Source organism: Streptomyces sp. NPDC005775 (genome assembly GCF_042871565.1).
Lineage (GTDB): Bacteria > Actinomycetota > Actinomycetes > Streptomycetales > Streptomycetaceae > Streptomyces.
The window spans coordinates 173,764-187,031 of the sequence record NZ_JBIAIU010000002.1 but is presented as its reverse complement, the minus strand read 5'-3'; the positions used below and the strand labels follow the sequence as shown (position 1 = coordinate 187,031).

At 71.1% G+C, this 13,268-nt stretch carries 12 protein-coding genes; 11 read left to right on the top strand and 1 reads right to left on the bottom strand.

All coding sequences use genetic code 11. The features are described 5' to 3' along the window. Positions 1-116: 116 nt before the first annotated feature. The 10 genes from ACFYPA_RS04535 (at position 117) to ACFYPA_RS04490 (ending at position 11,883) form a co-directional block, all read left to right on the top strand. Positions 117-278: a hypothetical protein gene (locus ACFYPA_RS04535; RefSeq protein WP_359084000.1), complete on the top strand. Its 162-nt coding sequence runs from the start codon at positions 117-119 to the stop codon at positions 276-278. Between the two features lie 158 nt (positions 279-436). Further along, positions 437-2,245, top strand: coding sequence for a gamma-glutamyltransferase (gene ggt, locus ACFYPA_RS04530; RefSeq protein WP_359354877.1), 1,809 nt, complete (start codon positions 437-439; stop codon positions 2,243-2,245). A 160-nt stretch (positions 2,246-2,405) separates the two neighbouring features. Next, positions 2,406-3,287: a glycoside hydrolase family 75 protein gene (locus tag ACFYPA_RS04525; protein WP_389129440.1), complete on the top strand. Its 882-nt coding sequence runs from the start codon at positions 2,406-2,408 to the stop codon at positions 3,285-3,287. Positions 3,288-3,415: 128 nt separating this feature from the next. Continuing rightward, positions 3,416-3,796, top strand: coding sequence for a PPOX class F420-dependent oxidoreductase (locus ACFYPA_RS04520; protein ID WP_359084002.1), 381 nt, complete (start codon positions 3,416-3,418; stop codon positions 3,794-3,796). Positions 3,797-3,943: 147 nt separating this feature from the next. After that, positions 3,944-5,290 carry a hypothetical protein gene (locus ACFYPA_RS04515; RefSeq protein ID WP_389129437.1) on the top strand — a complete coding sequence of 449 codons (1,347 nt, stop codon included), beginning with the start codon at positions 3,944-3,946 and terminating at the stop codon, positions 5,288-5,290. Positions 5,291-5,468: 178 nt separating this feature from the next. Next, positions 5,469-6,311 (top strand): nitrilase-related carbon-nitrogen hydrolase, encoded by an 843-nt coding sequence (locus ACFYPA_RS04510; RefSeq protein WP_359084004.1) that lies wholly within the window; start codon positions 5,469-5,471, stop codon positions 6,309-6,311. Further along, entirely contained in the window at positions 6,308-7,591 is a 1,284-nt protein-coding gene (locus tag ACFYPA_RS04505; RefSeq protein WP_359084005.1) for an aspartate aminotransferase family protein, read from the top strand. Before ACFYPA_RS04510 ends, ACFYPA_RS04505 begins: the two co-directional genes overlap by 4 nt. Positions 7,592-7,837: 246 nt before the next feature. Next, on the top strand, positions 7,838-9,238 hold the full coding sequence (gene hydA, locus ACFYPA_RS04500) for a dihydropyrimidinase (RefSeq protein WP_389129433.1): 1,401 nt from the start codon (positions 7,838-7,840) through the stop codon (positions 9,236-9,238). 11 nt (positions 9,239-9,249) lie between these two features. Beyond that, complete coding sequence (locus ACFYPA_RS04495; protein ID WP_359084007.1) at positions 9,250-10,251, top strand: TIGR03842 family LLM class F420-dependent oxidoreductase; 1,002 nt, start codon at positions 9,250-9,252, stop codon at positions 10,249-10,251. Positions 10,252-10,332: 81 nt separating this feature from the next. Beyond that, a complete protein-coding gene (locus ACFYPA_RS04490; RefSeq protein ID WP_389129430.1) occupies positions 10,333-11,883 on the top strand; it encodes an NCS1 family nucleobase:cation symporter-1 in 1,551 nt (516 codons plus the stop codon). Here the strand turns inward: ACFYPA_RS04490 and ACFYPA_RS04485 are convergent. Beyond that, a complete protein-coding gene (locus ACFYPA_RS04485) occupies positions 11,846-12,619 on the bottom strand; it encodes a hypothetical protein (protein WP_359084009.1) in 774 nt (257 codons plus the stop codon). The two genes, ACFYPA_RS04490 and ACFYPA_RS04485, sit on opposite strands and share 38 nt — an antisense overlap. 224 nt (positions 12,620-12,843) lie before the next feature. Between ACFYPA_RS04485 and ACFYPA_RS04480 the strand changes: the two genes are divergently transcribed. After that, entirely contained in the window at positions 12,844-13,206 is a 363-nt protein-coding gene (locus ACFYPA_RS04480) for a hypothetical protein (protein ID WP_359084010.1), read from the top strand. Positions 13,207-13,268: the final 62 nt, after the last annotated feature.

The window sequence follows — 13,268 nt, the reverse complement described above, 5'->3', positions numbered from 1 at the left end:
ATCGCGCTCGGCGGCCCTCGGCCCCGGGGCGTGCAAGACGCCCACTGACAGCCGCCACAAGTGATTGCGACTGTTGCCGGATCCGCGTCAGGCGCCGGGGAGTGCGTCATCCGTTCGTGGCAGTGCGGCTGGTCGCCGCCTCGGCGGTGGTCGCCGGCGGACGCTCGTACGCGGCCATCGGCCGATGGTCCGCGCACGCTCCGCAGCGCGCCCTGGCCCACCTCGGCGGCTTGCCGACAAAGGTCGGCCAGGGCCGTGATGCCGGCAGAGACCACTGACATGTCGGCGGTCAAGGTCCCGGGGCGGAGAGGTGGGCCTGCGTCGTCAGTCAGGGGCGGGCATGTCGGCGGGCATTCGGCCGCAAGTTCGAGGCGGTCCTGACGAGGTGGCCGGGGCGGCGTTACCCTGCGCGGACGATCCTTCATTGGAGGTGCGCATGAGGCGTTCCGTTGCGCGGAATGTGTCGTTGGTAGGGGTTCTCGCCGCTGTGGTGACGGTCGGGGCAGCCGCCCCGTCCTCGTCCGCGCCACCGGTCCCGCCGCCGCCCAAGTCTCCCGTGGCGGCCGGTTACGGGGGAGCGGTCTCCAGTGTCGACGCCGATGCGACGGCCGCCGGCATCGAGGTGCTCCGCAAGGGCGGCAACGCGGTGGACGCGGCCGTCGCCACCGCGGCGGCACTCGGGGTGACGGAACCGTATTCGGCGGGTCTGGGCGGTGGCGGATACTTCGTGCACTACGACGCCCGCACGCGCACGGTGGAGACGATCGACGGCCGTGAGACCGCGCCGCGCAGCGCGGATTCCTCACTCTTCCTGGAGAACGGGCAGCCCCTCCCGTTCGAGTCCGCCGTCACCAGCGGCCTCGGCGTCGGCACCCCGGGCACCCCCGCCACCTGGGACGCGGCGCTCGACGCCTGGGGCAGCAAATCGCTCCGGCAGGTCCTGAAGCCGGCCGAGCGCCTGGCCCGCGACGGTTTCGTCGTCGACGGTACGTTCCGCTCCCAGACCGAGGGCAACCAGGCCCGGTTCGCCGACTTCCCCGCCACCCGGAAGCTCTTCCTGCCGGGCGGTGCGCTTCCCGTGGTCGGGTCCGTCTTCAAGAACCCCGACCTGGCGCGTACGTACGCGGAGGTCGGCCGCGACGGAGTCGACGCGCTCTACCGGGGCAAGCTGGCCGACGACATCGTGCGGACCGTACGCAATCCGCCCGTCGACCCCGCGTCGACCCGGGTGGTGCGTCCGGGTGACCTCACCACGAAGGACCTGCGCTCCTACCGGGCGCTGCGGCAGGCACCCACGAAGGTCGGCTACCGAGGGCTCGACGTCTACGGCATGGCGCCTTCCTCGTCCGGTGGCACGACGGTCGGCGAGGCCCTCAACATCCTTGAGTCCACCGACCTTTCGAAGGCGAGCCAGGCGCAGTACCTGCACCGCTACATCGAGGCGAGCCGTATCGCCTTCGCGGACCGTGGACGCTGGGTCGGCGACCCGAAGTTCGAGGACGTCCCGACGAAGGAACTCCTCAGCCAGCGGTTCGCGGACTCGCGGGAGTGCCTGATCAAGGACGACGCGGTGCTCACCAGCCCGCTCGCGCCGGGGAACCCGCGGCACCCCGGTGACTGCGCCGGTGCGGGTACGGCCGCGCCGACGACGTACGAGGGCGAGAACACCACGCACCTCACGACCGCCGACAAGTGGGGCAACGTCGTCGCGTACACCCTGACGATCGAGCAGACCGGTGGCAGCGGCATCACGGTGCCGGGGCGGGGCTTCCTGCTCAACAACGAGCTGACCGACTTCTCGTTCGCACCGGCCAACCCGGCCGTCCACGACCCGAACCTGCCCGGTCCGGGCAAGCGTCCCCGCTCGTCGATCTCCCCGACCATCGTGCTGAAGCACGGGAAGCCGGTGCTGGCGCTGGGATCGCCGGGCGGCGCCACGATCATCACGACCGTGCTCCAGACGCTGATCGGCGCCGTCGACCGGGGGCTGCCCCTGGTGGACGCCATCGCGGCGCCCCGGGCCAGCCAGCGCAACGCGGCGGCCACGGAGCTCGAACCGGGGCTGTGGAACAGCCCGGTGCGGCGACAACTGGAGGCCCTGGGGCATGTCTTCAAGCTCAACCCGGAAATCGGGGCGGCGACGGGCGTGCAGCGACTGCCGGACGGCCGGTGGCTCGCAGCCGCCGAGACGGAACGGCGGGGCGGCGGTTCGGCCATGGTGGTGAGGCCGGCCCGCCAGGGCTGATGGCTCATCAGTAGTCGTACGGGCGGGGCCGGTCGGGCGCGGGGAGATGTGCGTCGGGCCGGCCCCGCGGCCTCGACGAGGGCGATGACCGGGGGGGGGTGTCTTGGCTGATGTCAGCAAGGGAAAGACTCCTCACAGAAGGGCACCCCCCACGGTGCGTATGCGAACGCTTGCCCTCGCCACGGTCTCCGGCGCCGCCCTGCTCGCCTCCGGATCCCTGACGCCCGCCGCCCACGGCGGCTCGGTGTTCCGGTCGGACGGGCTCACGCCGGTAGGCAGAGCGCGTCCGGTTTCGATGCCGCACCTCATTCCCGCCGCCTCTGCCCGCTCGATGCCCGGCCAGGGGCCGGCCGTGACCGCCTCGCCCACGCCCGCCGCCACCGCTCCCGGCGCTCCCGCTCCCACCACCCCTGCTCCGACCGCCCCTGCCTCCACCGCCCCTGCCGCCGTCGAGCAGAACGCGGTCGGTGCGGCCGAGTTGCTGGCCAAGGTCTCGTCCTGCAAGCGCATCTCCAACGGTGACTACCGGACGGACGAGGGGGCCTCCTCCTCCGTGCCGGTGTGCGGCCTGAACGGGGCCGTGTTCTGGAAAGCGGATCTGGACATCGACTGCGACGGCCAGGTGACCAAGGCCTGCAACGTGGACACCGACCCGTGGTTCCAGGGCGACACCGCGTTCCACACCTCCGACGACCGGCCCCTGAACGCGGAGGAACTGCCGTACGTCGTGGTGCCGAGCCGCAGTTCCCTCTGGGACTTCAGCGGCGCCGGGATCAAAGGCGGCAGCGTCGTCGCCGTCGTCCACGAGGGAAAGGTCGTGTACGCCGTCGTCGGTGACACCGGACCCGCCGGGATCATCGGCGAGGCCTCGTACGCCACCGCCGAGGCGCTCGGGATCGATCCGGACCCGAGAACCGGCGGCGCGGCGTCCGGTGTCACGTACATCCTGTTCGAGGACTCCGTCGTCGAGCCGATCGAGAGCCACGGGGCGGCGGTGACCGCCGGAGAGGCCCGGGCCCAGGAGTTCTTGCGGAACAACTGACGGACGCGACGCGGAAACGTTCCGCTCGGGGACGGCGAACGCCTCCCGCGGTGCGCCGCGGGACCGGAGATCGTCTCACTCGCCGGGTAACCGGGCGGAGGGCGGACGGGCTTGAGTAGGGTTGGACCATGAGCCTCCAGGACTTCGCCCGCAGCGAGTACGTCAGCCTCACCACCTACCGGAAGGACGGCACACCCGTGGCCACGCCGGTGTGGGCGGCGGCTGACGGGAACGAACTGGTCGTCTGGACGAAGAGCGATTCGTGGAAGGTCAAGCGACTGCGCAACGACAGCCGCGTCCGCGTCACCGTCTGCGACGTGCGCGGACGGATCGCGGAGGGCGCCCCGAGCGCCGACGGGAGCGGCAGGCTGCTCGACGAGAAGGGCACGACCGGTGTGCGCAAGGCCATCGCCCGCAAATACACCTGGAAGTACTGGCTGCTCGACTACCCGGCGATGATCGTCCGGCTCGGCAAGCGGCCGCAGACCGGAATCGCCATCACCTTCTGAGCCTTCGCGCCGCGACGGGGCGCTCGTGCCAACGGCCGCGCCCCTTCCGGACCTTGGGTGAAAAGTGCGCGTAGTCGCCCCGTAACACGACTGCGGTCGAATGCCTGCGGACTGGAAGGTTCCAGTCGACGGCGGCCGAGGGGGTTGATGACGTTGCATCAGCAAGCGGTGTCCATGGGGGCGTTCGCGCTCCATCTGCGGGAGCTGGCGGGGCTCCTCGATCCCGGGCGGGGTTGGTACGGGGTCTTCTGCCGGCGCGATCCGGAGGGGATGCGGGCCTGCCTGGCGGGTACCGAGATCCCGCCCTGGGATGTCGTGGAATCACTCTTCACGGACCTCGCGTCGCTGCGTGGCGTCGCGTTCGCCGAACGTACCTCGGTACGGGCGGCCGAGCTCTACGCCGCCTCCGCCGCCGCGCACGACAACCGGCCCGGCGGACGGCAGCTGCTCGCGGAGCGGCTGGAACTGATGCTGCGGGAACAGGCGAACGCGGCCGAGCGGCTGAGCGCGGCCCGCACGGGCGGCGCAGGGGGCGCGGCGGACGCGGAGGCTGTCGCATGGGCCCACGACGACCACGCCCGGGCGTCGGCCCGCTGTACGGAGCTCCGCAGGAGACTGGCCGCGGTGGCGGCGCCGGCGGACCGACGCCGGACGGAGGAGGAGCCCCCGCCCGGCGCACCGAAGCCCCGGGGCGCACAGCGTCCCGCCGGGCCGTCGCCCGCGCCGGTACGCACACCGCCCCGCAGGAAGCCGCGGGGCGCGCGTTTCGCCGGGCTGGAGGCCGAGGAGGAGAGCTCCGCGGCCGCCGCGCCCGTCCTGCCCATGGCGGCCGCCCTGCCGCGAGGAGCCCGTTTCGGCGGCGCGGAGGACACCCCGGCCAGGACGAGGCCCGGAGCGGACCGGAAAGCGGCCAGGCGTGCCGAAGCGGCGGCGCAGGACCCGGCCAGGCATGCCGCGCCTCAGGACCCGGCCGCGCTGCTGTCCGCGCGCGCCACCGTCGAGACCCTCGTCCGGCTCCGGGTCCAGCGGCGCAGCGGAGAGGCACACGGAGTGCTCTGCGAGGCGGCGGGCCGGTCTCCCGAGCTGCTGCCGGTCCTCGCCGCCGAACTCCACCGCGCGGGGCTGGACGCGGACTGGGCGACCCTGTTGTGGGAGGTGTCCTCGTTGCCCCCGGCCGGGCTCGCGGCCGCGGTGGACGCGCTCGCGGGCGCGGGCCGCCCGGAGGACTGCGGACACCTGCTGCGCCAGGGCGTGGCCCGGCCTGCCGCGGAGATCGCGGACGCCGTGCTCGCCCTCGACCGGGCCGGCCGCGGTCCCCAGGCACAGGCGCTGCTCGGGGCGTTCGTCCGCGTACGGACACCGCAGGACGCGGCCAGGGTCGCCCAGAGCGATCCGCACCACCTCGTACCGCATCTGCTGGCGGCGGCCCGGACCGTCTCCGAGGCCCGGGAGCGGGATGTCGAGCACGCCCTGCGGGTGGCGGGCATCGGGTAGGACCATCCGGCCCAGCCCCGACGATGGACCGCATGGGTGCGAAACATGATCGACTCCGCTGGTTCACGGCGATGGTCTTGCCCTGCTCTGTGACGGGGCTTACGTTCTCCCCTACGCCCGTGTCTACGGGCGTAGAAACGCGAAGAGGCTCTCTGACGCCGCGTCGAAGGAGCAGCTCATGTCCCACGTCGTACGCGCCGCACTCGTCCAGGCGACCTGGACCGGCGACACCGAATCCATGATCGCCAAGCACGAGGAACACGCGCGCGAGGCCGCCCGGCAGGGCGCGAAGATCATCGGGTTCCAGGAGGTGTTCAACGCACCCTACTTCTGCCAGGTGCAGGAGCCCGAGCACTACCGCTGGGCGGAGCCCGTGCCCGACGGCCCGACCGTGCAGCGGATGCGGGAGCTGGCCCGCGAGACCGGCATGGTGATCGTCGTCCCGGTCTTCGAGGTCGAGCAGTCCGGCTTCTACTACAACACCGCCGCGGTCATCGACGCCGACGGCTCGTACCTCGGCAAGTACCGCAAGCACCACATCCCGCAGGTCAAGGGGTTCTGGGAGAAGTACTACTTCAAGCCCGGCAACGCCGGCTGGCCGGTCTTCGACACGGCGGTCGGCAAGGTCGGCGTCTACATCTGCTACGACCGGCACTTCCCCGAGGGGTGGCGGCAACTGGGACTCGGCGGAGCCCAGTTGGTGTACAACCCGTCCGCGACCTCGCGCGGTCTCTCCGGCTACCTCTGGCAGCTGGAGCAGCCCGCGTCCGCCGTCGCCAACGAGTACTTCATCGCCGCGATCAACCGCGTCGGCCAGGAGGAGTACGGCGACAACGACTTCTACGGAACGAGCTACTTCGTCGATCCGCGCGGCCAGTTCGTCGGTGACGTCGCCAGTGACAAGGAGGAGGAACTCCTCGTCCGGGACCTGGACTTCGGGCTGATCGAGGAGGTCCGTCAGCAGTGGGCCTTCTACCGGGACCGCCGCCCCGACGCCTATGAGGGGCTGGTGGAGCCGTGAGCAGCCTGCACCGTCGGCACGTCGCCGTCAGTCCTGACTGGCTGGCGCTCTACTACCGCGACCCGCTGGAGATCACCCACGGCGAGGGCCGCCACGTCTGGGACGCGGACGGCAAGCGCTATCTCGACTTCTTCGGCGGCATCCTCACCACGATGACGGCCCACGCGCTGCCCGAGGTCACCAAGGCGGTCAGTGAGCAGGCCGGGCGGATCATCCACTCCTCCACGCTCTACCTGAACCGGCCGATGGTCGAGCTCGCCGAGCGCATCGCCACGCTCTCCGGCATCCCGGAGGCCCGGGTCTTCTTCACCACCTCCGGCACCGAGGCCAACGACACGGCCCTGCTGCTCGCCACCACGTACCGCAGGTCGAACCAGATCCTCGCGATGCGCAACAGCTACCACGGCCGGTCCTTCTCCGCGGTCTCCATCACGGGCAACAACGCCTGGTCGCCCACCAGCCTGTCGCCGCTGCAGACGCTGTACGTGCACGGCGGCGTCCGCACCCGCGGACCGTACGCGCACCTGAGCGACCGGGAGTTCATCGCCGCCTGTGTCGCGGACCTGGAGGACCTGCTCGGCCACACCCGTTCGCCGGCCGCGCTGATCGCCGAACCCATCCAGGGCGTGGGCGGGTTCACCTCCCCGCCCGACGGTCTGTACGCGGCGTTCCGCGAGGTCCTGAACCGGCACGGCATCCTGTGGATCTCCGACGAGGTGCAGACCGGCTGGGGGCGTTCCGGTGAGCACTTCTGGGGGTGGCAGGCGCACAGGGAGAACGGGCCGCCGGACATCCTGACGTTCGCCAAGGGCATCGGCAACGGCATGTCGATCGGCGGTGTGGTCGCCCGCGCCGAGGTCATGAACTGCCTGGACGCCAACTCCATCTCGACGTTCGGCGGCTCCCCGGTCACGATGGCCGCCGGCCTCGCCAACCTCTCGTACCTCCTCGAACACGATCTCCAGGGCAACGCCCGCCGCGTCGGGGGTCTGCTCATCGAACGCCTGCGGGCGATCGGGGCGGCCTCGGAGTGCGTACGGGAGGTGCGCGGGCGCGGTCTGATGATCGGCATGGAGCTGGTCAGGCCCGGCACCGACGAGGCGAACCCCGAAGCGGCCGCGGCCGTGCTCGAAGCGGCGCGGGAGGGCGGCCTGCTCCTCGGCAAGGGCGGGGGCCACGACACCAGCGTGCTGCGCATCGCCCCGCCGCTCTCCCTCTCCATTCCGGAGGCGGAGGAGGGCGCGGCGATCCTCGCCGAGGCGTTGCGGTCGGCGGGATGAGGACGGGGGTGCGGCGGGCCGCGTCGCACCCCCGCTCCTCCCGCGCGTAAGCCCTGCGTGGGAGCCCCGCCGGGGCGGCGGACCGCGCCGTGGAGGGGGCCGGTCGAGTGCCGGACGGGTGAAACAGAAACGTCTTCAGCGGTTAGCGGCAGCGGTATTGCCACAGTGGGTAACCCACTTCTACGTTCTTCACCACGCACCTTGTCTACGTGCGTAGACCCATTCCGCCACAGTGAGGAGGGGTACATGAGCCGCACCGTCATCCACGGCGGCCTCGTCGTCACCGCGTCCGACGAGATCCACGCCGACGTACTCGTCGAAGGCGGCCGCATCGCGGCACTCGCCGCGCACGACACCGAAGCGGCGGCGGGCTGGACCGCCGACCGGACCATCGACGCCACCGGGAAGTACGTCATCCCGGGCGGTGTCGACGCGCACACGCACATGGAGATGCCGTTCGGCGGCACCTACGCGGCGGACACCTTCGAGACCGGCACCCGCGCCGCGGCCTGGGGCGGCACCACCACGATCGTCGACTTCGCCATCCAGTCCGTGGGGCGCTCCCTGCGCGAGGGGCTCGACGCCTGGTACGCCAAGGCGGACGGCAACTGCGCCATCGACTACGCGTTCCACATGATCCTCGCCGACGTGAACGAGTCGTCGCTCAAGGAGATGGACCTGCTGGTCTCGGAGGGCATCACCTCCTTCAAGCTCTTCATGGCCTACCCCGGCGTCTTCTACAGCGACGACGGCCGGATCCTGCGCGCCATGCAGCGGGCCGAGTCCAACGGCGGCCTGATGATGATGCACGCGGAGAACGGCATCGCCATCGACGTCCTCGTCGAGCAGGCCCTCGCCGAGGGCCGCACCGACCCCCGCTACCACGGGGACGTACGGAAGGTGGTGCTGGAGGCCGAGGCCACGCACCGCGCCATCCAGCTCGCCCGGGTCGCCGGCGCCCCGCTGTACGTCGTGCACGTCTCCGCCGACGAGGCCGTGGCGGAGATCGCCGCCGCCCGGCACAAGGGGCTGCCCGTCTTCGGTGAGACCTGCCCGCAGTACCTGTTCCTCTCCACCGACAACCTCGCCGAGCCGGACTTCGAGGGCGCCAAGTACGTCTGCTCCACACCGCTGAGGCCGAAGGAACACCAGGAAGCGCTGTGGCGCGGGCTGCGGAACAACGAGCTCCAGGTCGTCTCCACCGACCACTGCCCCTTCTGCTTCTCCGGCCAGAAGGAAAGGGGCCGCGGCGACTTCTCGAAGATCCCCAACGGCATGCCGGGCGTCGAGAACCGGATGGACCTGCTGCACCAGGCGGTGGTCGACGGCCACATCTCGCGCCGCCGCTGGATCGAGATCGCGTGCGCCTCCCCGGCCCGGATGTTCGGCCTCTATCCCAAGAAGGGCACCATCGCGCCCGGGGCCGACGCCGACATCGTCATCTACGACCCGGCGGCCGAGCAGACCATCTCGGCCGAGACCCACCACATGAACGTCGACTACTCGGCGTACGAGGGGAGGCGGCTCACCGGACAGGTGGAGACGGTGCTCTCGCGCGGTGAGGTCGTCATCGACCGCCGCACGTTCACCGGCCGCGCCGGCCACGGCATGTACACCCCCCGCGCCACCTGTCAGTACCTGGACTAGGAGCACCTGGCATGGACTTCGGACTCGTCCTGCAGACAGATCCGCCCGCCTCGGCCGTCGTCGGTCTGATGCGCCGCGCGGAACGCAACGGCTTCCGCTACGGCTGGACCTTCGACTCGGCGGTGCTCTGGCAGGAGCCCTTCGTCATCTACAGCCGCATCCTCGAACACACCGAACGCCTGGTGGTCGGCCCGATGGTGACCAATCCCGGGACGCGCACCTGGGAGGTGACCGCCTCCACCTTCGCCACCCTCAACGACATGTACGGCAACCGCACGGTCTGCGGCATCGGCCGCGGCGACTCCGCGATGCGCGTCGCCGGACGCAGCCCGAACACCCTGGCCCGGCTCGGCGAGGCCATCGACGTCATCCGCGACCTCGCCGAGGGACGCGAGGCGCTCGTCGACGGACAGCCGGTACGGATCCCCTGGGTCAAGGACGGCCGGCTGCCCGTCTGGATGGGTGCGTACGGCCCCAAGGCGCTCGCGCTCGCCGGACAGAAGGCCGACGGCTTCATCCTCCAGCTCGCCGACCCCTTCCTCACCGAGTGGATGATCAAGGCGGTGAGGGACGCGGCGGCCGACGCGGGTCGCGACCCGGACTCCGTCACCATCTGCGTCGCCGCGCCCGCGTACGTGGGCGACGACCTCGACCACGCCCGCGAGCAGTGCCGCTGGTTCGGCGGCATGGTCGGCAACCACGTCGCCGACCTGGTCTCCCGCTACGGTGAGCACTCCGGGCTCGTCCCCGAGGCGCTGACCGCTTACATCGCGGGACGCTCGGGATACGACTACAGCCACCACGGCCGCGCAGGGAACCCCGACACCACCTTCGTCCCCGACGAGATCGTCGACCGCTTCTGCCTGCTGGGACCGCCCGCGGCACACATCGAGAAGCTCCGGGCGCTGCGCGACCTCGGCGTCGACCAGTTCGCCGTCTACAACATGCACGACGCCCGCGAGGCGACCATCGACGCCTACGGCTCGGAGATCATTCCCGCGCTGACCGACTGACCGCCGCGCCCCTCCGGTCGTACGCAACCCCCCGCGCCCCGCCCCGCACGGCACCGTTCCCGAGCGAAGGGTCCAGCCGCCATGACATCGAACGCCCCACCGCCACCACCCCAGGACCGGATACCCACGGCGCCGGACCGCGTCGAACTCCCCGCCGGCGCCGTCCCCGAAGACAGCCGGTTCGTCAACGCGGATCTGTTGCCCGTCCCGCTGGAGCGGCGCGACTGGACCACGTACAACTTCGCCGCCCTGTGGGTCGGCATGGCCCACAACATCCCGTCCTGGCTCCTCGCCTCCGGCCTCGTCGCCCTCGGTATGGACTGGAAGCAGGCGGTCTTCACCATCGCGCTCGCCAACCTGATCGTCCTCGGGCCCATGCTGCTCACCGGCCACGCCGGACCCAAGTACGGCATCCCCTTTCCGGTGCTGGCACGCGCCTCGTTCGGGCTGCGCGGAGCCAACCTGCCGGCCCTGATCCGGGCCGCCGTGGCGTGTGCCTGGTTCGGCATCCAGACCTGGATCGGCGGCGTCGGCATCTTCACCCTGCTCGGGAAGATCTTCGGCGGCTGGGCGGAGGCGGACACGATCGGCGGGCAGCCGTGGACGCTCTGGCTCTGTTTCGCACTCTTCTGGGCGCTCGAACTCGCCATCATCTACCGGGGGATGGACACCCTGCGCCGCTTCGAGAACTGGGCGGCCCCCTTCGTCATCGTCGGCGCACTGGTGCTGCTGGTCTGGGTCGCCGTCAAGGCGGGCGGCCTCGGCCCGCTGCTCGACCAGCCCTCGAAGCTGGGCTGGGGCAAGGAGTTCTGGCCGGTCTTCTTCCCGTCCCTGATGGGCATGATCGCCTTCTGGGCCACGCTCTCCCTGAACATCCCCGACTTCACCCGCTTCGGCGCGGGCCAACGCGCCCAGATCCGCGGCCAGTCGCTCGGCCTTCCCACGACGATGACGCTCTTCGCGCTGCTCTCCGTCCTGGTGACCTCCGGCTCGCAGGCCGTGTACGGCGAAGCGGTCTGGGACCCGGTGCAACTGGTCGCCCGCACCGACAACGTCTTCGGTCTGCTCTACGCGCTCGTGACGGTACTGGTGGCGACCATCTCCGTGAACATCGCGGCGAACGTGGTCTCACCCGCGTACGACCTGGCGAACCTCGCGCCGAAGTTCATCAACTTCCGCAGGGGAGCACTGATCACGGGCGTCGTAGGCGTCGTGATCATGCCGTGGAAGCTCACCGAGACGCCCGAGCTGTACATCTTCACCTGGCTCGGACTCGTCGGCGGGCTGCTCGGTACGGTGGCGGGCATCCTGATCGCCGACTACTGGATCGTCCGGCGCACCGTGCTGGACCTCGCCGACCTCTACCGGCCCGGTGGCCGCTACTGGTACACGAACGGCTGGAACCGGCGGGCCGTCGCCGCCTTCGCCGTCGGCGGTGTCCTGGCAATCGGCGGCTCGCACTCGGAGCCCGGAAAGGGACCGTTCCCGGCGGACGGTCTCATCCCGTTCCTGAAGCCCCTCGCCGACTACGGCTGGGCGGTCGGCCTGGTCTCCTCGCTGGTGCTGTACGTGGTGCTCACCGGGCGCGAGAGCGTCACACCGGGCTCGTCGTCCGGCCCAGCAGCGCGCTGACGTCGAACGAGTCGGCCGGCGAGGGCGTGGTCCTGGGCACGGGCTCGTCGAACGCGGAGAAGCCCACGACCGCGTCCGCGCCGTCGCCCTCGATGGTGAGGCGCAGCGGATACGGCTTCCCGGTGGCCGCCACGTCCAGCTTCAGCGTGGTGCCGGCGCGCATCCTGGTCAGCGGAACGACGGACGCCTTGCCCAGCGTGGTCTTCGCGCCCTTGTTGAGCGTGCCGGTGTCGTCGTTCGCGTTGTCGCTGACCAGCTTCTGGAAGGTGCGGAGATCGCAGGTCCTGGTCAGGGCGGTCAGCCGCGGGTCGTCGGCCGACCCCTTCACGTAGCGGTCGCCCACGATCGCGGCGAAGGCGGAACCGCCGTTGGGGACCTGGTTCTTCCAGAAGTCCGCGTCCGGCTTGATCCAGACGTCGTCGCCCCGCTTCACGATCAGCGCCGACCCCTGGTTGTCACCCAGGTCCACGGAGCCGTTGCAGTTGCCGTGCCGGTCCAGGGTGAGTTCCAGGGACATGGGGGTACTGCCCCTGCCGAGGTCTCCGCTCGTACTCAGGTGCAGGGACTGCGCGCCGAGCAGCGCGTCGCGGGAGCGGTCGGCGATCTGCTGCGCGGTGAGGTGGTCGATGTCCTCCGCATGGGCCGTGCCGCCCCCGACGAGGGCGCTGCCGGTGACGGAGAGAACGATCGCCGCAGTCCATGCGGCGGGGCGTGTGCCGAGGTGTGGGCCGGTCACGTCGCCTCCTCGAAGGGTCGTGGCGGGGCTGTCCGGGTCTCCGGTTCGATCATTCGAGCGTACGCCGGGGGAGGGACAGCCGCCCGGCGTACCTCCGCCACACCAAGCACACCAAGGGTGCGTACGCAGCGTGACGTCCTGAGGTGTTTTCGGTTAGGGAGGCGGGGGGACGGTTGCCAGGCACCGTCTCCGTCACGACCGTTCACCACGACCGAGAGGGAAACATGAACAAGTCCATCGGGAGCCTGTCCAGGGCCGTCGTGCGGGGCGCCGCCGTCGCAGGACTGACCGCGGCGCTCGCGGTGTCCACCGGCCTCGCCACCGCGGCCTCGGCCGCGGCTCCGGCGAAGACACCGCCCGGGCTCTCCTGCGACACGGGCAAGCACGCCGTCGACGACTACACCGGCTACGCGCTGTGCCGGAACAACGGCTCCGCGGCGCAGACCTTCTGGGTGCACCTGGTCTGCGGCTGGTCGCCGGACGTCGACGGCGAGCACGTCACGCTGAACCCGGGCCAGTCCGGCCAGTCGACGGCGCACTGCGCCGGGCTCGGTACCGGGATCGGTGAGATCTCCGTCCGGCCGTAGGTCCTGCCTGCGGGGCGTGGTGCCGCTCCCCGCGGGGCGGCACCACGCCGGCCGGGTGAGCG